At 60.6% G+C, this 19,088-nt stretch carries 19 protein-coding genes; 9 read left to right on the plus strand and 10 right to left on the minus strand.

The annotated features are described in order from the left end of the window. The first annotated feature begins 56 nt into the window (after positions 1 to 56). Positions 57 to 623, plus strand: coding sequence for an ADP compounds hydrolase NudE (nudE, locus tag HU742_RS26620; protein ID WP_186612611.1), 567 nt, complete (start codon positions 57 to 59; stop codon positions 621 to 623). Further along, entirely contained in the window at positions 620 to 1,447 is an 828-nt protein-coding gene (cysQ, locus tag HU742_RS26625; RefSeq protein ID WP_186644479.1) for a 3'(2'),5'-bisphosphate nucleotidase CysQ, read from the plus strand. The genes nudE and cysQ overlap by 4 nt, the downstream gene beginning before the upstream one ends. 132 nt (positions 1,448 to 1,579) lie before the next feature. On the opposite strand, the gene HU742_RS26630 is transcribed toward cysQ, so the two are convergent. From HU742_RS26630 to rfbB, 7 genes are read right to left on the minus strand one after another with little or no spacing between them, the layout of a single operon-like run. Further along, positions 1,580 to 2,035: a YiiD C-terminal domain-containing protein gene (locus tag HU742_RS26630; RefSeq protein ID WP_186638924.1), complete on the minus strand. Its 456-nt coding sequence runs from the start codon at positions 2,033 to 2,035 to the stop codon at positions 1,580 to 1,582. Positions 2,036 to 2,071: 36 nt separating this feature from the next. After that, a complete protein-coding gene (locus HU742_RS26635; RefSeq protein ID WP_186638922.1) occupies positions 2,072 to 3,463 on the minus strand; it encodes a sigma-54-dependent transcriptional regulator in 1,392 nt (463 codons plus the stop codon). Then, the gene (locus HU742_RS26640; protein WP_186638920.1) at positions 3,460 to 5,268 is read right to left on the minus strand and encodes a sensor histidine kinase; all 1,809 of its coding nucleotides are present in this window, start codon (positions 5,266 to 5,268) and stop codon (positions 3,460 to 3,462) included. Before HU742_RS26640 ends, HU742_RS26635 begins: the two co-directional genes overlap by 4 nt. A gap of 36 nt (positions 5,269 to 5,304) precedes the next feature. After that, complete coding sequence (gene rfbD / locus HU742_RS26645) at positions 5,305 to 6,186, minus strand: dTDP-4-dehydrorhamnose reductase (RefSeq protein ID WP_186638918.1); 882 nt, start codon at positions 6,184 to 6,186, stop codon at positions 5,305 to 5,307. After that, entirely contained in the window at positions 6,183 to 6,728 is a 546-nt protein-coding gene (gene rfbC / locus HU742_RS26650) for a dTDP-4-dehydrorhamnose 3,5-epimerase (protein ID WP_186638916.1), read from the minus strand. The genes rfbD and rfbC overlap by 4 nt, the downstream gene beginning before the upstream one ends. Further along, positions 6,725 to 7,600 (minus strand): glucose-1-phosphate thymidylyltransferase RfbA, encoded by an 876-nt coding sequence (gene rfbA / locus HU742_RS26655; RefSeq protein ID WP_186638914.1) that lies wholly within the window; start codon positions 7,598 to 7,600, stop codon positions 6,725 to 6,727. Before rfbA ends, rfbC begins: the two co-directional genes overlap by 4 nt. Further along, on the minus strand, positions 7,597 to 8,679 hold the full coding sequence (rfbB, locus tag HU742_RS26660) for a dTDP-glucose 4,6-dehydratase (protein WP_186644480.1): 1,083 nt from the start codon (positions 8,677 to 8,679) through the stop codon (positions 7,597 to 7,599). The genes rfbA and rfbB overlap by 4 nt, the downstream gene beginning before the upstream one ends. A gap of 166 nt (positions 8,680 to 8,845) precedes the next feature. Here rfbB and HU742_RS26665 point away from each other — a divergent pair, with 166 nt between their 5' ends. After that, complete coding sequence (locus HU742_RS26665) at positions 8,846 to 11,758, plus strand: aminotransferase (RefSeq protein ID WP_186644481.1); 2,913 nt, start codon at positions 8,846 to 8,848, stop codon at positions 11,756 to 11,758. Between the two features lie 17 nt (positions 11,759 to 11,775). Here HU742_RS26665 and HU742_RS26670 read toward each other — a convergent pair whose 3' ends face one another. Next, positions 11,776 to 11,937 (minus strand): hypothetical protein, encoded by a 162-nt coding sequence (locus tag HU742_RS26670; RefSeq protein WP_186638910.1) that lies wholly within the window; start codon positions 11,935 to 11,937, stop codon positions 11,776 to 11,778. Here HU742_RS26670 and aguB point away from each other — a divergent pair. From aguB to HU742_RS26700, 6 genes are all read left to right on the plus strand, one after another. Continuing rightward, on the plus strand, positions 11,936 to 12,814 hold the full coding sequence (aguB, locus tag HU742_RS26675) for an N-carbamoylputrescine amidase (RefSeq protein ID WP_186644482.1): 879 nt from the start codon (positions 11,936 to 11,938) through the stop codon (positions 12,812 to 12,814). The two genes, HU742_RS26670 and aguB, sit on opposite strands and share 2 nt — an antisense overlap. 3 nt (positions 12,815 to 12,817) lie before the next feature. Next, entirely contained in the window at positions 12,818 to 13,924 is a 1,107-nt protein-coding gene (gene aguA, locus HU742_RS26680) for an agmatine deiminase (RefSeq protein ID WP_186638906.1), read from the plus strand. Between the two features lie 240 nt (positions 13,925 to 14,164). Further along, a complete protein-coding gene (locus tag HU742_RS26685; protein WP_186612636.1) occupies positions 14,165 to 14,365 on the plus strand; it encodes a hypothetical protein in 201 nt (66 codons plus the stop codon). A 194-nt stretch (positions 14,366 to 14,559) separates the two neighbouring features. After that, on the plus strand, positions 14,560 to 15,234 hold the full coding sequence (locus HU742_RS26690; protein ID WP_186638904.1) for a DsbA family protein: 675 nt from the start codon (positions 14,560 to 14,562) through the stop codon (positions 15,232 to 15,234). Between the two features lie 19 nt (positions 15,235 to 15,253). Next, positions 15,254 to 15,649, plus strand: a complete 396-nt coding sequence (locus HU742_RS26695; RefSeq protein WP_186638902.1) for a nuclear transport factor 2 family protein — start codon at positions 15,254 to 15,256, stop codon at positions 15,647 to 15,649. A gap of 247 nt (positions 15,650 to 15,896) precedes the next feature. After that, positions 15,897 to 17,183, plus strand: coding sequence for an OprD family porin (locus tag HU742_RS26700; RefSeq protein WP_186644484.1), 1,287 nt, complete (start codon positions 15,897 to 15,899; stop codon positions 17,181 to 17,183). Between the two features lie 150 nt (positions 17,184 to 17,333). Here the strand turns inward: HU742_RS26700 and HU742_RS26705 are convergent, their stop codons facing one another. Continuing rightward, positions 17,334 to 17,732, minus strand: a complete 399-nt coding sequence (locus tag HU742_RS26705) for an Imm50 family immunity protein (protein ID WP_186638898.1) — start codon at positions 17,730 to 17,732, stop codon at positions 17,334 to 17,336. A 3-nt stretch (positions 17,733 to 17,735) separates the two neighbouring features. Next, a partial coding sequence (locus tag HU742_RS26710) for an RHS repeat-associated core domain-containing protein (protein ID WP_217828423.1) occupies positions 17,736 to 19,088 on the minus strand: 1,353 nt, incomplete at its 5' end.

The raw sequence follows: 19,088 nt of genomic DNA on the forward strand, positions 1-19,088 counted from the left end.
ACAAACAATCAGAATAGGCCGGGTATAGTAGCCCGCTATCGCCCAGGGAGCCGTTTATGCGCCAGAAACCCACCATACTCGACCGACGGATCGTCGCCACCAGCCGCCTGTTTTGCGTGGAGGAACTGAAACTGCGCTTTTCCAACGGTGTTGAGCGCACCTACGAACGCCTGGCGGGCAAGGGCGCAGGCTACGGCGCGGTGATGATCGTCGCGATGCTTGATGCCGACCATGCCGTGCTGGTGGAAGAATATTGCGGCGGCACCGATGCCTACGAGCTCTCGCTGCCCAAGGGGCTGATCGAGCCGGGCGAAGATGTGCTGGCGGCGGCCGAGCGCGAGCTCAAGGAAGAGGCCGGTTTTGGCGCGCGTCAACTGGAGCATCTGACCGAACTGTCGTTGTCTCCCGGCTACATGAGCCAGAAGATCCAAGTGGTGCTGGCGACCGACCTGTATGAAGAGCGGCTGGAGGGCGACGAGCCCGAACCGATGCGTGTGGACAAGGTCAACCTGGGCGAATTGTCGGCCCTGGCCCAGAATCCCCAATTCACCGAAGGCCGAGCGTTGGCGGCGTTGTATCTGGCGCGTGACCTGCTGACCCAGCGCGGAGCCTACCTGCCATGAAATTCCCCCATCCCCTGATGGCGCCCGTCATCGAGCTGGCGCTTGAAGCTGGTGCGGCGATCCTGCCGTTCTGGCGAGCCAACGTAGAAGTTGCGCACAAAGCTGACGAATCACCAGTGACCGCTGCGGATATGGCTGCCCACGATGTCATCGTGGCTGGGCTGACCGCGCTGGCACCGGATATCCCGATCCTCTCGGAGGAGGACGCCGATATTGCCCAAAGCGTGCGCGCCGAATGGAAACGCTGGTGGTTGGTGGACCCGCTCGATGGGACCAAGGAGTTCATTTCCGGCAGTGAGGAATTCACCGTCAACATTGCGTTGATCGAGGACGGTCGCGTGGTGTTCGGCGTGGTCTCGATGCCCACCAGTGGTCGCTTTTATGTTGGCGGAGCGGGACTGGGCGCCTGGCGTGCCGACAAGGACGCCGAGCCTTCGCCTATCGCAGCACGGCACGCGATGGCGCCCGGTGACGTGTTTACCGTAGTCGCCAGCCGTCGCCACACCAGCCCGGAGCAGGAGCGCCTGTTGAGCGGGTTAAGCGAAAGCCTGGGCCCCTTGCAGTTGACCAACATTGGCAGTTCTTTGAAGTTTTGCCTGCTGGCCGAGGGCGCGGCTGATTGTTATCCGCGGTTGGCGCCAACGTCCCAGTGGGATACCGCCGCCGCCCAGGGCGTACTGGAAGGCGCGGGTGGCGAAGTGTTGGACTTGAGCGGCCAGCCATTTTGTTATCCGGCGCGGGAGTCACTGTTGAACACTTCGTTCCTGGCGCTGCCGGCCAAAGCGGCATGGCGTGGAAAGTTGCTGGAGCTTGCTCGTTCTTAAACCCCGATCTTTGGCCAGGAAGCTTTTGTGGCGAGGGAGCTTGCTCCCGCTCGGCTGCGCAGCAGACGCTTTGGGGCCGCTTCGCTGCCCAGCGGGAGCAAGCTCCCTCGCCACAGGGGCCTGTTGCGCCAATTAACGGTGCAACACGTACTGCCCCTCGAATTGCACCGCCACCTCTTCGCTGCCTGCATTCATCACTCGCGTCTGCAACGCCAGCCGCGCCCGGCCATAACGCCGATAGGTGGCCAGGAAGCGTTTCCAGGGTTTTTCCTCCGGTGCGTCACAAATGACAGTCGCATCGCCAGTGACGGGCAGCGGATAAGTGATCTGCCCTTCCTGAATCACGATGTGTCCATCCTCGATGCCTTCCTCGCGCAAGGCCAGGTGCAGCCAGCCCCAGCCGCCAAGTACCGCGCCGCAATACAGGCTGCCGCCGAACATGGTGCTTTTATGATTGACGTTGGCCGCAAGCGGCAGGAACAGGCGCAGTTGTCGCGCCTGCCAATCGAGCACTCTCAGGCCCATGTCCTGGGTCAACGGGATGTCCCGGTGCAGGGTCGTTTCCAGGTAACGGCTGTCGCGGTTCATGCAGGCCCTCTTGTTTGAAGGTGAGTTGGCAGGCGCTCAATCGGACTCATCGGCAGAGCCAGGGTTGCTGTCGCCAAATGTAAGCCCATGCTTGCGCAGTTTGTCGTGCAAGGTCTTGCGCGGAATGCCCAACGCTTCGGCGAGGCTGCGTACCGAGCCGTGGGGGCGGGCCAGCTCGGCGGCAATCAGGGTCTTTTCGAAATTCTCCACCTGCTCGCTCAGGCCGCCGCTGATGATTTCCACCGGCGCGCCGGGGCCAGTGTCGGGTGCGCTGTTGTCCAGGGCCAGTTCCAAGCCCAAGGCGAAGCGTTCGGCGGCGTTCTGCAATTCGCGGACATTGCCCGGCCAGTCATGGCGCAACAGCAGCGCACGGTGGGCCGGCAGCAGTTCGTGGCGCGGCAGGCCGTGGCGCGCGCTGGCCTCATCAGCGAAATGCTGGAACAGCATCAGCACGTCCTCGCCCCTTTCGCGCAGCGGTGGGATGCGCAGCGGCGCGACGTTCAGGCGGTAGTACAAGTCGGCGCGAAAACGGCCCTGGTCGGCGGCTTGGCGCAGGTCTTCCTTGGTGGCGGCGATGACCCGGATGTCCAGGGGGATTTGCTGATTGCCCCCCAGGCGCTCCACCATGCGTTCTTGCAGCAGGCGAAGCAGCTTGACCTGTACGTCCAGGCTCATGCTTTCGATTTCATCGAGGAACAATGTGCCGCCGTTGGCGAACTCGAATTTTCCGATACGGCGCTTCTGCGCGCCAGTGAAGGCGCCGGGTTCATGGCCGAACAATTCGCTTTCCACCACGGACTCGGCCAACGCGCCGGCATTGATGGCCACGAACGGCCCGTTACGCCGGCCAGACAGGTCATGCAGTGCGCGGGCGACCACTTCCTTGCCGGCCCCCGTTTCGCCGAGGATCAGCACGTCGGCGCGGGTCGCGGCCAAGGCGCCGATCTGCTCGCGCAGGCGCAACATGGGGGCCGATTGTCCGACCAGCCGGGCGCTGAGTTCATGACGGTCGCTGAGGGCCAGGCGCAGGCTGCGGTTATCCAGGACCAGGCGCCGCAAGGCCAGGGCCCGGCGTACGCTATCGAGCAACTGGTCACTGGCGAACGGTTTTTCGAGGAAGTCGTACGCCCCGGCGCGCATCGCCTGGACCGCCAGCGGTACATCGCCATGACCGGTGATCAGCAGCACCGGCAACTCCGGATCCTGGCTGTGCAATTGGCCCAGCAGTTCGAGGCCGTCCATGCCCGGCATGCGTATATCACTGACCACCACGCCCGGCCAATCGCGGGGCAATTGCCCGGCCAGGCCGTTGGCCTCGCCCAAGGGCAGGATCTTCAGTCCAGCCAGGTCGAGGGTCTGGCTCAGGGCCTGACGCAGATGGGGATCGTCGTCGATCAGCACCACCTCAATCTGGTTATCGATGGTCATACACTTCGGTCCTCGGACGGTTGCAGGCTCACCCCGGGCGCACCGGCGCGCAGCTTCAGGGTAATCAGGGCGCCGCCTTCCTTGTGGTTGGCGAACAACAGTTCGCCGCCGAAGGCACGCATCAGGGTGTCGCAGATCGCCAACCCGAGGCCAAGCCCCTGGGTGCGCGTCTTGGTGGTGTAGAACGGCTCGCCGGCGCGGCCCAGGGCTTCCATGCAGAATCCCGGACCGTTATCGCGGATGTACAAGTTGACGCCGGTTTCCGTCGCCTGGGCACTGAGCCACAGTTTGCGCGGTGGTCCCTTTTCGGTCAGAGCATCAAGGGCGTTGGCCAGCAGGTTACCCAGCACCTGGCGCAGGCGCGTTTCGCCGGCCTCCACCCACAAGGCAGCTGCCGGCAGGTCGCGGATCAGCTCCACTTCCATGCTGCGCCGTCGTTTGGCGAGCAGCGCGAGGGCGTCGTCCAGCGCCGGTTGCAGGGCGACGCTTTCCGGGGCGTGGCGGTCCCGGCGGGCGAAGGCGCGCAGGTGGGCGATGATCGAGGCCATGCGCCCGGTCAGTTCGCTGATCAGCTTGAGATTGCCCCGAGCGTCTTCGGTGCGCTGGTGATCGAGCAATATCTCGGCGTTTTCGGCGTAACTCCGGATCGCCGCCAGCGGCTGATTGAGTTCATGGCTGATGCTGGCCGACATGGTGCCCAGGGCTGACAACTTGCCGGCCTGTACCAAATCATCCTGGGCGCGGACCAGTTCCTGTTGGGCCTGCTCGCGTTCAAGCACTTCCTGTTTCAGGCGACGGTTGAGTCCCTCCAGATCGCTGGTACGTTCCGCGACCCGGCCCTCCAGTTCGTGACGAGCCTTGGCCTCGAAGGCGATCCGGTCCAGATAATGCCGCCGGCGCTGCATCATCAACCCGAGCAACAGCATCAACACCAGCAGTGCTGCACCGCCGGTGGCCACCACCGTGCGCACTGGCCGGTCGATCAGCGTGCGCGGAGCGAGGATGCTCACGCTCCAACCGGTTTCTTCGATGGTCTGGGTTTGGGTCAGCCAGGCGTTGGTGTTCAGGTTCAACGGCTTGGGATCTCGGGTCGGATAAGGCTGCACCGCACTGATTGCCTTGCTTTCTTCCTCGCTCAAGGGGCGAGTCGCGCGAAATCTCCATTCCTGGCGCGAGGTCAGGATCACTACGCCGTTGTGGTCGGTAACCAGCAACTGCTCAGGTGTCTTGCCCCAGAGGCTTTCGGTGTGGTCGAGGTCAACCTTGACCACCAATACGCCGATGACTTTTTCGCGATCGCGTACCGCGGCGGCGAAAAAATAACCGCGCTTGCCTGACGTGGTGCCCAGGCCGAAGAAGCGCCCCAGACGCCCGGCCATGGCTTCGATGTAGTAAGGACGGAAGGCGAAGTTGCGTCCGACGAAACTGTCGTGCTTGTCCCAGTTCGATGCCGCCAGGGTCTTGCCAGAGGCGTCCATCAGATACATGACTTCGGCGCCGGTCTGGGCGCTGATATTTTTCAGCAACCGGTTGGCATTGCCCTGGGTGACCCCATCGTCCGGCGCCGACAGGGTCGCGCGCAGGGCCGGCAGCTCGCCGAGAATCTGCGGCAGCACTTCATAGCGGTGCAGGGTCCCGAGGAGGTTGGCCACGTAGAGGTCAAGCGTCTGGCGGTTTTGTCCAGCCAGTTCGCTGCGGTAATAACGCTCGGCCAAATGCTCTAGCGGCCATAGCAATGGCGCCAGGCACAGCGCAAGCAGGGCCAGGCTGCGCCAACGAGGTCTGCGGGGAAGGGTGGAATTCATGAGCATCGGGCGCCTGTGGTGACAAGCGCATTATGCCTAGGCTTGTCCGGCAAGACACTGCTGCAACGCGCTTCGCCAGTCTGGCTGGCTTACACCCCATTCCTGGGTCAGGCGCGTGCAGTCCAGCCGTGAATTGAGTGGACGCGGCGCCGGGGTCGGGTACGCGCTGGACGGGATAGGCTCAAGCACCGCGCAAGGCTTGTGGCGTTCGACGAGGTCTTCGCCGATGGCTTGGGCAAAGCCGAACCATGACGTCTGGCCCTGGGCTGTCAGGTGATAAGTACCCCAGGCGCCGCACCGCCCGGCCTGCCAGCGTTCGATCAGCTGCGCGGTGCTCTCGGCGATGGTGCCAGCCCAGGTCGGTGCGCCGACTTGATCAGCCACTACCCTAAGGTGAGGTTTTTCCTGCAGCAGGCGTTGCATGGTCAACAGGAAATTGCGTCCCGCCGAGGAATAGACCCAGCTGGTGCGCAAGATCAGGTGTTCTCCACCGGCCTGGTGGATGGCCTCTTCGCCAGCCAGTTTGCTGCGACCGTAGACGCTCAGCGGGTTGGGCGTGTCATCTTCGGTGTATGGCTCGGGCTTTCGACCATCGAAGACGTAGTCGGTGGAGTAATGGATCAGCGGAGCGTCCAGCTCAGCAGCAACCTGGGCAAGGATGCCCGGTGCGCTGGCGTTGATGGCGAACGCGCGTTGCGTTTCGCTCTCGGCCTGGTCCACGGCCGTGTGGGCGGCGGCGTTGATGATCAGGTCGGGCCGCACGGCCTCGACCGGCGGGCGGATTTGATCCGGCTGCGCCATGTCGAGCTGGTTGCTACCCAGCACAATCAGTTCGCCCATGCCGGCCAGGCGCGATTGAAGCGCCTGGGACACTTGGCCGTTCTGGCCGATGATCAGGATGCGCAGGGAAGCACTCATGGGAACAGGTCTGCCTCATGCAAGGCCTTGCCGGTCTGGTCCTTGGGCGACAGGATCGGCGCGCCTTGCAATTGCCAGTCAATCGCCAGTTGCGGATCGTCCCAGCGAATGCAGCGCTCGGCGGAGGGCGCGTAGAAGTCGGTGGTTTTGTATAGGAAATCGGCGGACTCGCTGAGCACGACGAAGCCGTGGGCAAATCCTGGCGGAATCCACAGCTGACGGTGGTTCTGCGCCGACAGGCGTACGCCGGTCCACTGGCCGAAAGTAGGCGAGCTGCGACGGATGTCCACCGCAACGTCCAGCACTTCGCCCGCCGTGACCCGCACGAGTTTCCCCTGGGCCTGTTCGATCTGATAGTGCAGGCCGCGAAGCACGCCCTTGGCCGAGCGCGAGTGATTGTCCTGGACGAACGGGAGCGTAGACCCCGTGGCATCGGCGAACGCTCGTGCATTGAAACTCTCATAAAAGAAACCGCGATCATCGCCAAACACCTTCGGCTCGATGATCAGCACGTCCGGCAGTCGTGTGGCGATGACGTTCAACGTGTTTCTCCAGCAATCTTGAACAGGTACTGGCCGTAGCCGGTCTTGCCGAAGTAACTCGCACGCTCGAGCACGTGTTCGCGGCTGACCCAGCCCTGCTGGTAGGCGATTTCTTCCAGGCACGCGACCTTCAGGCCTTGGCGATGCTCAATGGTCTGCACGTATTGCGAGGCCTCCAGCAGGCTGTCGTGGGTGCCGGTGTCCAGCCAGGCAAAACCGCGGCCGAAACGCTCGACATGCAAGTCCCCGCGTTGCAGATAGGCATTGTTGACGTCGGTAATTTCCAGTTCGCCACGTGCGGATGGCTTGATGGCCTTGGCGATCTCTATCACGTCGTTGTCATAGAAATACAGACCGGTCACCGCATAGCTGGACTTGGGGGCGGCAGGCTTCTCTTCGATGGAAACCGCGCACCCTTCTGAATCGAAGTCGATTACGCCGAAACGCTCCGGATCCTTGACCCAATAACCGAACACCGTTGCGCCACTTTGCCGGTTGACGGCGGTTTGCAGCTGCTCGCCGAAATGTTGGCCGTGGAAGATGTTGTCGCCCAGGATCAGGCACACCGGGTCCTTGCCAATGAATTGCTCGCCAATCAGGAATGCCTGGGCCAGGCCATCGGGAGCTGGCTGTTCGGCGTAGCTGAAATTCACGCCGAACTGGGCGCCATCGCCCAGCAGATTGCGATATTGAGGTAGATCCTGCGGGGTGGAAATGACCAGGATGTCCTTGATTCCGGCGAGCATGAGCACTGAGATCGGGTAGTAGATCATCGGCTTGTCATAGACCGGCAATAACTGTTTGGAAACGCCGAGGGTAATCGGATGCAGCCGTGTGCCGGAGCCGCCGGCCAGAACAATGCCTTTCATCATGCAATCGTATCCTTGTCGTCGAGCGAGCCCAGGCGCTCGCCCTGATAGCTGCCATCCTGGACGCGCCGGCACCACAGCAAGTTTTCGAGGTACCACTGCACCGTCTTGCGCAGACCGGTCTCGAAGGTTTCCCGAGGTGTCCAGCCCAGTTCCCGTTCGATCTTGCCGGCGTCAATGGCGTAGCGCAGGTCATGGCCGGGACGATCCTTGACGAAGGTGATCAGGTCAGCGTAGTGCTCGACCCCCTCGGGCTTGTGTGGTGCCAGTTCTTCAAGCAGGGCGCAGATGCTGCGTACTACGTCGATATTGGTTTGTTCATTGTGGCCGCCGATGTTGTAGGTCTCGCCGACCACGCCTTCGGTGACGACCTTGAGCAGGGCACGGGCATGGTCTTCGACGAATAGCCAGTCGCGTACCTGCCGGCCATCGCCATATACCGGCAACGGTTTGCCGGCCAGTGCGTTGAGGATGACCAGCGGAATCAGCTTTTCGGGGAAGTGGAACGGCCCGTAGTTGTTCGAGCAGTTGGTCAGCAGCACGGGCAAGCCGTAGGTGCGCTGCCAGGCCCGGACCAGATGGTCGGAGGCAGCCTTGCTGGCTGAGTAGGGCGAGCTCGGTGCATAGGGGGTGGTTTCGGTAAACAAATCATCCACGCCGTGCAGGTCGCCATACACTTCGTCGGTGGAAATATGGTGGAAACGAAACGCCCGTTTTTGCGCCTCGCTAAGTGTCTGCCAATAGGCGCGGGTGGCTTCCAGCAGGCTGTAGGTGCCGACGATGTTGGTCTGGATGAACTCCGCCGGGCCATCGATGGAACGGTCCACATGGGACTCTGCGGCCAGGTGCATGATGGCGTCAGGCTGAAATTGCGCGAGCACGATACTGACGGCCGGTTGGTCGACGATGTCGGCCTGCACGAAGGCATAGCGGCTGTCGTGATCGATACTGCTCAGCGATTCCAGGTTGCCGGCGTAGGTCAGCTTGTCGAGGTTCAGCACCTGGTGTTCGGTGTCCAGGATCAAATGCCGTATGAGCGCCGAGCCAATGAAGCCGGCACCGCCGGTAATGAGAATGCGCATCCGGTTAAGCCTTTTTCCAATAGGGCAATGACAATGGAGCATAGCTTGTCGGCATGACGAGGGCGGTGCAAGCGAATATCCCAGGGACAAGAGAGAGGGGGTTGCTAATCCCTCGACTCAGTGGCGTGATAGGCGCCCAAGACAAAACCTACTCAGGGGTCGTTGTATGCTGCTCGCTACGTTGGTTCATCGTGCCAGTTTGCCAAGCCCACAAATCAGCGCCGAGCAGGCGTTGGTACTGCTGCGCTCGAATTACGGACTCAGCGGTGACCTGCGACCCCTCGGCAGCCACCAGGACGTCAACTACCGCGTCGACAGCGAACGCGGGCGCTTCGTGTTGAAGATTTGCCACGGCCACTACGCCGTCCAGGAACTCCAGGCCCAGCATGCCGCCCTCAAGCTGCTGGCCGAGCATGGCGCGGTGAAGGTGCCGCGAGTCATTGCCGCCAGCAACGGCCAGGACCTGCTGACGCTGGATGTCGACGGGCAAGCGGTCCATGTGCGCTTGTTGGAATACATTGACGGGCAGTCGCTCACTCAACTGTCGCACCTTACGCCCGACCTGGTGACCGGTCTGGGAAGATTGTGCGCGGACATGGACTTGGCCCTGGCCTCGTTCGACCATCCGGGCCTGGAGCGCACCCTGCAGTGGGACGCACGCCATGCGCCGGCCTTGATTGACCATCTATTGCCCGTGATCCAGGATGATCAGCGCCGGCAGTTGATCGCCGAGGTCGCGCAGCAGGCCGAACGGCGCTTGCAGCCGCTCAAGGCGAGCCTGCCGGTGCAGGCGATCCACATGGACATCACGGACGACAACGTGGTTTGGCAACGCGATGCCCAGCGCCAATGGCAATTGCAAGGTGTGATCGATTTTGGCGACCTGGTCCGCACCTGGCGCATCACCGACTTGTCGGTAACCTGCGCGGCCCTGCTGCATCACGCCGACGGCGATCCGTTTTTCATCCTGCCGGCTATCAAGGCCTATCACGCGGCCAATCCGTTGCAGCGCGAAGAGCTTCTGGCACTCTGGCCGTTGATCGTAGCTCGCGCCGCAGTGCTGGTGCTCAGCGGCGAGCAACAAGTCGCTGTCGATCCGGTGAATCAATACGCTCGCGACAATCTTGAGCATGAGTGGGAAATTTTCCGCGTCGCCCATTCCGTGCCGCCTGAGTTGATGGATGCGGCGATTCTTGCCGCCGCGGGTCACAGCCTGCCGTCCATTGCCAACGAGGGTTTCGCCCCCCTGCTGCCGACCTTGGTAGGGCGTGATTTTGCGCTGATCGACCTGGGCGTGCTCAGCCCACATTTCGAGGCCGGCAATTGGGAACAGGCTGGAGTCGACCAGCGTCTTCTGAGCGAAGGCGCCGCGCTGCACGGGTTGGCTGCCAGTCGCTACGGCCAGTACCGGCTGTCCCGTACCCGGCCGGACAGTGCCGTCGAGCCCGATACTTATCCGCTACACGTGGAATTGCATGTCCCTCAAGGGACGCCGCTGGAGTCGCCTTTCGCCGGGGTGGTGCACAAGGACGCCGAGGGCCTGTTGCGGCTCGACGGTCCGCAGTTGAGCGTGCGCTTGTGGGGCGTATCGTCGTCACTTCATTCCGGCGCCGCGCTGGTCAAGGGGCAGGTCTTGGGTGAAGTGGTTGGCCCGTTGCGGGTTCAACTGTGCCGAGGCGCGCATCTGATCCCACCATTGTTCTGCACGCCCTCCAGGGTGAAGGCCTGGCAGGCGCTTTGCCCGTCGCCTGCGACGCTGCTGGGGCTGGCTTGCGATGCCGAGCCGGAAATCGACCCTGAGGCGCTGCTGGCCCGTCGCGATGCGAGTTTCGCTCGTTCGCAGAAGCACTATTACGTCGACCCGCCGCACATCGAGCGTGGCTGGCGTAACCATTTGATCGACATGCAGGGCCGCTCTTACCTCGACATGCTCAACAATGTCGCGGTGCTGGGGCACGGGCATCCGCGCATGGCGGCGGTCGCGGCCCGGCAATGGTCGCTGCTCAATACCAACTCACGTTTTCACTATGCGGCGATCGCCGAGTTTTCCGAGCGCCTGTTGGCGCTGGCGCCATCGAACATGGATCGGGTGTTCCTGGTCAACAGCGGCACCGAGGCCAACGACTTGGCGATCCGCCTGGCCTGGGCCTACAGCAAGGGACGCGACATGCTCAGTGTCCTGGAGGCCTACCACGGCTGGTCGGTGGCGGCCGACGCCGTTTCGACGTCCATCGCCGACAACCCCCAAGCCCTCAGCAGTCGTCCGGATTGGGTGCATCCGGTGACCGCGCCGAACACTTATCGCGGCGAGTTCCGTGGCCCTGACAGTGCGCCAGACTACGTGCGCAGCGTCGAGCACAACCTGGCAAAAATCGCCGGGCAGAAACGCCAACTGGCCGGTTTCATCTGCGAGCCGGTCTACGGCAATGCCGGCGGGATCGCGCTGCCACCGGGGTATCTGAAGCAGGTCTATGCCTTGGTGCGCGAGCGCGGTGGCGTCTGCATCGCCGACGAGGTGCAAGTCGGTTACGGACGCATGGGTGAGTTTTTCTGGGGCTTCGAGGAGCAAGGCGTGGTGCCGGACATCATCACCATGGCCAAGGGCATGGGCAACGGCCAGCCGCTGGGAGCCGTCATCACCCGGCGAGAAATCGCCGAGGCGTTGGAAGCCGAGGGGTATTTCTTCTCTTCCGCCGGCGGCAGCCCGGTCAGTTGCCAGATCGGCATGGCCGTGCTGGATGTCATGGAAGAGGAGGACTTGTGGGAAAACGCCCGGGTGGTCGGAGCGCATTTCAAGGCGCGCCTGGAGGCCTTGATCGACCAGTATCCGCTGGTCGGCGCGGTGCATGGCTCCGGGTTCTACTTGGGCGTGGAGCTGATTCGCAACCGCGCCACCCTCGAGCCGGCCACCGAAGAAACCACGGCGCTGTGCAATCGCCTGCGGGAGTTGGGCATCTTCATGCAACCGACCGGTGATTATCTAAACATCCTCAAGATCAAGCCACCGATGGTTACCACCCGTCAGAGCGTGGATTTCTTTGTCAATATGCTGGCGAAAGTGTTGGAGGAGGGGCTGTAGCCACCGGGAGTTGCCGGTCACCCTGCAGGCGTGGGGCCGCTCACGCCTGCAGGGTGCAATAAGCCGATTTTTGTCGGCTTTTTTAGCGGTTTTTTCTCACATATGATTTTTCTCCTCTTTCTAAGCCGATTTTTATCGGCTATAAAGTCGGCACTGCCATCGCCCAGAAGATGATTCATGACTCGTATCGTTACCGTCGCCGCCACTCAGATGGCCTGTTCTTGGGACCTCGAAGCCAATATCGAAACCGCCGATAAGCTGGTTCGCCAGGCTGCTGCCCAAGGCGCACAGGTGATTCTCATCCAGGAATTGTTCGAGACGCCGTACTTCTGCCAAAAGCCCAACCCGGACTATCTGCAACTGGCGACGTCGGTCGACGAGAACGTCGCCATCAAGCACTTCCAGAAAATTGCCGAGGAACTGCAGGTTGTGTTGCCGATCAGTTTTTTTGAACTGGCCGGACGGGCGCGTTTCAACAGTATTGCGATCATCGATGCCGACGGTCAGAACTTGGGCGTGTACCGCAAAAGCCACATCCCCGATGGGCCTGGCTACCATGAGAAGTACTATTTCAATCCGGGCGATACCGGCTTCAAGGTATGGAATACCCGCTACGCCAAAATCGGCGTAGGCATCTGCTGGGACCAGTGGTTTCCGGAATGCGCTCGCAGCATGGCGCTTCAAGGCGCGGAGATTCTGCTGTACCCAACGGCCATTGGCAGCGAGCCGCACGACAAGACCATTTCCTCGCGCGATCACTGGCAACGTGTGCAACAGGGTCATGCCGGCGCCAACCTGATGCCGCTGGTGGCCAGTAATCGTATCGGCAATGAAGAGCAGGATGGCTACGACATCACGTTCTATGGCTCCTCGTTCATCGCCGATCAGTTCGGTGAAAAAGTCCAGGAACTCGGCGAAACCGAAGAAGGCGTGCTGGTACACAGTTTCGACCTCGACGAGCTGGAACACATTCGCAGTGCCTGGGGCACTTTCCGAGATCGGCGCCCGAACCTGTACGGCGCGATCAAAACCCTCGACGGCTCACTGGAGTCCTGATTCATGACAACTTTGCACAGCACTCCGCGCGCGGACGGTTTTCACATGCCTGCCGAGTGGGCGCCCCAGACGCAGGTCTGGATGGTCTGGCCCGAGCGCCCCGATAACTGGCGCCTGGGCGGCAAGCCCGCGCAAGCCGCCCATGTGGCGGTCGCCAAGGCCATCGCCCGTTTCGAACCGGTGACCGTGGCCGTGTCCGCCGCCCAGTTCGAGAACGCCAAGGCGCGCCTCGATGTGCCGAATATCCGCTTGGTCGAGATGTCTAGCGATGACGCTTGGGTCCGGGACACCGGCCCGACGTTTGTAATCAATGACAACGGCGAAGTGCGTGGCGTCGACTGGGATTTCAACGCTTGGGGCGGGTTTGACGGTGGTTTGTATTCGCCATGGAACCGGGACTCGCAAGTAGCCGCAAAGATTCTGGAAATCGAGCGCAGCCCGCGTTATCGCACCGAAGGCTTTGTGCTTGAAGGCGGCTCGATCCATGTCGATGGCGAAGGCACCCTGATCACTACCGAGGAATGCCTGCTCAACCGCAATCGCAACCCGCATATGAGCCGTGAAGAAATCGAGGCAGTGCTCAGCGCCCAACTGGCGGTAGACAAGATCATCTGGTTGCCGGACGGCCTGTTCAATGATGAAACCGACGGCCATGTGGATAACTTCTGTTGCTACGTGCGTCCCGGCGAAGTGCTGCTCGCTTGGACCGACGATCCACAGGACCCCAACTACTCCCGCTGTCATGCGGCGATGGATGTGTTGCAAAACAGCACCGACGCCAAGGGACGCTCGTTCACAGTGCATAAGATGCCTATTCCCGGGCCGTTGTACGCCACTGAAGACGAATGCGCGGGCGTAGACGCGGTTGAAGGTTCCCAGGAACGCAATCCGAGCGTCCGCTTGGCCGGCTCGTACGTGAACTTCCTGATCGTCAACGGGGGCATCATTGCCCCAAGTTTCGACGATCCACTGGACGGCCCGGCAAGGGAATTGCTGCAAAGTCTTTTCCCGGAGCACGAAGTGGTGATGGTGCCAGGCCGGGAACTGTTACTGGGGGGCGGGAATATCCACTGCCTTACCCAACAGCAACCTGCGCCGTGGGTAAAATGAGTGGCGATGTAACAGCCCGGTAAGGTCAGTCGAAACGGCTCTGCGCCGGACTTTTGGATCCATCCTGGCAAGCCCGCGTCCCGGTTGGGGCGCGGGTTTTTTTGTGTCTGGTTTGTTAGCGACCTGCGACGTTGGCATAGCTCTTGTATCGCCATCCAGGCAGTTCCGGAAAGCGGGGCTGCGTTGTTTTGTCATAAACCTCGGATAGATTGGCCGCTCATCAACCAGGAGGGCGCTGGAATGAACATGATAAGCGAGCGCACATGCCATCCTTTGGCTGTTAACGGTGAGTCGCTCCAAGCCTTGGCGCAGTGGTTGAAATCCAACGGAACGCGTCAGATCAGGGAGCCTGATCCGCGGCGGATGATCATGGAGCGCTACCCCGTTGGCCTGTTCAGCGAGGCGGAGCTGGAAGCGTTGTGGGATGTGATGCAAGGATAGAATTCGAAGGATTGATACGAAGCGCTGGCCGCGATGGCAGCGCTTTTTTTATGGCCGGGAATCACCGCGAACGTGTGTCAACGGACTGCATTCGACCGATCCATGAAACAAACTGAGCACTGTTGCGGTGTTTTTCCATCGCGCTTCGAAGACTAACCTGTCGCTACTGAACCCTAAGCGCCAGCGGAGTTTTCATGGCCATTCTTCATTACATCTACGACCCACTGTGTGGCTGGTGTTACGGCGCCAAGCCATTGATACAGGCCGCCCGGACGGTGCTGCCGGTCGTCGCTCATGGCGGCGGCATGATGACGGGCGCCAATCGCCAGCCAGTCTCCGCCCAGCTGCGCAACTATGTGATGCCCCACGACCAGCGAATCGCCGAATACACCGGGCAACCGTTTGGCGAGGCGTACTTCGACGGCCTGTTGCGCGATCACAGCGCGGTCTTCGATTCCACGCCGCCGACGGCCGCGGTGCTGGCGGCCGAGCAGCTTGGCGGTCTAGGCCTGGAGCTGTTGGAGCGTCTGCAAACCGGACATTACGTTGAAGGCCGGCGCATCGCTGACCACACCGTGCTGTTGGAACTGGCCCAGTCCGTTGGGCTCGAAAGCCAGGCGTTCCAGGCGACGATGCTGACAGTCGATGTCCAGGCGCATGTCCAGGACAGCCGCGCCTTGCTGGCTCGCGTGGGCGGCCAGGGTTTCCCGACCCTGGCGCTGGAGCAAGACGGCCAGTACAGGGTAATCGACATCGGCCCCTGGCTCGGCAAGCCTCAGGCATTTGTCGATTGGTTGAAGCAAATCGCGCCGGCGGCAGCGTCCGGCCAGTCGTTCGAAGCCTGTGGCCTGGATGGCTGTTCCCTTTAAGAAAGTCCCGGAGACCACCATGGATAACCTGAGCTTGATCAAAAGCACCTACGAAGGTGCCGACTCCCAGGAAAATGCCCGCAACACCGCGGCGGCCCTGGCTGAGGATGCACGCTGGACCGAAGCCGCCGGTTTTCCTTACGCCGGCACATATGTTGGTTTTGATGCGGTGCTGGAGAACGTCTTCAAGCGCCTCGCCACCGAATGGGACGGCTTCCAGTTCCAGGTCGAAGATTACGTCGCGCAGGGCGACAAAGTGTTCGCCTATGGCACTTACAGCGGCGTCTACAAAGCCACCGGCCTATCCATGAAGGCTCGCGTCGCCCATTTGTGGACGCTGGCCGATGGCAAGGTGACCCACTTCGAACAGTTCGTTGACAGCCATACCGTACAGCAAGCGCTGCAGAACACTTAGTCTTAGACGTTTTTCGCCTAATCACAGACGATTCACGAAATTGACACAGGCTTCGGGGCGCGACTAGGATTCGCCCACGCCTGTGGCCAACAGCCATGACTCTTAAATAATAAAAAGGCCCGACACGGTAAAGTCGTGGGCGGGCCTTTTCATTATTTCCAGGAGCAAGAGTCTGAAAAAGAGCGCGAAAAGCGCCATTTCGGTTGCCGGTTGCAGTGCGTATCAACTTCGTACAAGGAAAATAATCATGTTGAACACGCGCATCAGTTTGATCGCACTGGGGATATTGGGCTGCACACACGCCATGGCCAACGACCAAGCGCAGTCCAAGGGATTCGTTGAAGACAGCAGCCTGAAAGTGCTGCTGCGCAACGCCTACATCAACCGCGACTACAAGGACGGCAACCAGGACAAGGCCGAATGGGGCCAGGCGGCCATCGGTACGTTCTCGTCCGGGTTCACCCAAGGCTCCGTGGGCGTCGGCGTAGATGCCTTCGGCCTGTATGCATTGCGCCTGGACGGCGGTAAAGGACGCACCGGTGCACAGGGCATCGATTTTTTCAAAAAGGGTGATAGCGGCAACGCGGCCGACGACTTGTCCAAGTTCGGCGCCGCGGTGAAATTCCGTGTCTCCAACACCGTGCTGGCTTACGGTGACCAAATGCCGGCCCTGCCGGTCTTGAACTATGACAATTCCCGCCTGCTGCCGGAAAGCTATACCGGCACGCTGATCACTTCCAAAGAGATCAAGGGACTGGAACTGAATGCCGGCCGTTTTACCGCCGAGTCGCGCAAGAGCGCCGAGGGCCGTGACAGCGGCGGTTTGAAGTCGATCAACGTGTTGGGCGGCAGCTATCAGTTCACCGAACAGTTCAAGGCTTCGCTCTACGCCTCGGATGTCGAGGACGTACTGAAGAAGCAGTACGTGAACGCCAACTACGTGTTCCCGCTGGCCAAGGATCAGTCGCTGACCCTGGACTTCAACGGCTACCGCACCAAGCTGGACAACAGCTACGTTCGCGAAAACAACGTCACTGGCGACGACAACAAGATCTGGAGCCTGGCAGCCACCTTCGCCACCGGCCCGCACAGCTTCACCCTCGCTCACCAGCGCAGCACGGGCGACAGCAACCTGGGCTACGCCTACGGCGGCTATCAACGCGGGCAGAATCGTGTCGGCGATGGCGGCAACACCATCTACCTGGCCAACTCCTACTGGTCGGACTTCAACGCCGAAGACGAACGCAGCTGGCAATTGGGCTATGGCCTGGACTTCACCACCTTCGGCGTACCGGGCCTGACCTATAACGTGGCGTACGTGCGCGGCGACAACATCACCACCTCCACCAGCGAGGGCGGTACCGAGCGCGAAATCTTCAACCAGTTCAAATACGTGGTCCAGGGCGGCCCGGCCAAGGATTTGAGCGTACGGTTGCGCAGCTCGGTATTGCGCGTGTCGCAGAAGTCCAGTGAGTACAACGTCAGCGGGAATGAGCTGCGGGTGTTTGTGGATTACCCGATTAATATTTTTTGAGGGTTGATTGGGTGACACGCGGTTGATGAAAGCCCTCGATCTGCGGGTCGGGGGTTTTAAGGTAAAAACCGTTATCCCGTTCGTACATATTAGGCTGATGCGCGAAGTAGTCATCGCGATCCGAATCTGCGAGGTTGTGTCGCCAATATACTAAGTCCACTCTGTCGCGTTTCTATATGCCGAAGGGCCGCATAGTAGTAGGTGACTGGTTTCAAACTCGATTAGTGATGTGTCGTTTGAGGCATGGACTGAAAATTTACTCTCGTTTTGCGTTATTTGAAGGATTAGTTTTTCCTTCGTTGGGATGTTCGTGATCTTTAAGTTTTTTGGGGGGCTGCAGTTCAGTCCTATTCTGCAGGTGTTAAATCCTGATTGCTTCCATTTTTCTGGAGGCGCTTCGGGATATTCCGCGATGTCGAATTCAAATACGATTGTAGAGTTGTCATTGTCTACGGCTAGTGAAAATAATCTAATTTCCCCGATGGGGACGGAAGATAAAAAAATCTTATTGAAAAAAGTGCTTCCGTCGAGATCGTTCCAGAACTTCATTTTTCACTCCTTAAAGTAGTAGTGTTCTTTGGTGTTGCTAATTTTTCCAGTTCTTCTGTTCTCAATGGGGCGCAAATTAAAGTGCGCTTTCTGGTCGCCCCTGTTATTTGGTTGTTTAAATTGATGTCCGGCAGAGTGGTCTTGGATTATAACTTTAGAATCGTCAGGGCGTGTGAATTGATATTCGCGAGCCAAGATTGGTTTTCCTTCGCTGTTTAAAACGCTCTCGCCGGAACTATTCGTCATTCTTGCATAACTATATTGGTGTGTTTTTCCTGTGGTGGCGTCGTAAACAAGGTCTGGTTGCTGAGCCTTTGGTATGCCGGCGTCTAATTTTGCGCCCCTAAATGCGCCGTGGCGAGAAAGTTTAGGCAGCGAAGGCTCGTTTTTTGGTTCGCGTTCAACTCGCTCATCTTTACTTCCTGGGCAGCGAGCATTCAACCCCAACGGATCCACCCACCCCGTCGGGTTCAGGGTATACCGATACCCGTTGAGCCCACCCGCCAGCTTTATCGGATCCGCCGTCAGGTACCGTCCCGTCTCCGGATTGTAGTAGCGATACCGGTTGTAGTGCAGGCCGCTTTCCAGGTCGTGGTATTGCCCTTGGAAACGTAGCGGTTGGTGCAGTCGGGGGCCGTCGCCGTGCCTTAGTTCGGTGAGTTTGCCATAGCCGTTGTAGCGCGCCGCCCAGACCACTTCGCCTTGGTGGCTAGTGAGTTCCTGGGGCGTGCCGAGGTGGTCGTTGTGGTAGTAGAACGGCGTGGCTTTTTCTGGGCCTTCGCCTTCGAGCAGGGCGAGGGGGCGGAAGGTTCCGGGTTCGTAGATGTAGCTTTGGTAATGTTGGTCGCTGCTTTCAGCGATGACCTGGTCGCCTTGCCAGATAAATTCGGTGGTCTGGTCGTCCACGGTCTTGCTGATGCGTCGGCCGAAGGCGTCGTAGCGGTAGGACGTTTCGCTGCCGTCCGGGCCGGTGACGCCGATGAGGCGGTGTTGGCTGTCGTAGCGGTATTCGGTGACCAGGCATTGGGCCGTGCCGCGGCGTTCGCGGACGAGGTTGCCGTAGGCGTCGTAGTCGTAGTGGCGGTCGCCCTCCATCAATAGGCGGTTGCCCTTGAGGGTGGTCGGGCCGGGGCGGTCCTGCATCAGCAGGTTGCCGGCCGGGTCGTGGGCGAAGCGTTCCGGGGCTTGGCTGTGGGCATAGTCGATGCGCAGCAGGCGATCTTGCTTGTCGTATTGGTAGCTGCGGCGGTTTCGTGTGTCGGACAGCGCGGCGAGGTTGCCGCCCGCGTCGTAGGAATAGTCGCGCCAGAACAGCTGTTGCTGTTGGGTTTGCCACACGGTCTGGGCCTTGAGGCG

It is taken from the genome of Pseudomonas marvdashtae (assembly GCF_014268655.2).
Taxonomy (GTDB): domain Bacteria; phylum Pseudomonadota; class Gammaproteobacteria; order Pseudomonadales; family Pseudomonadaceae; genus Aquipseudomonas; species Aquipseudomonas marvdashtae.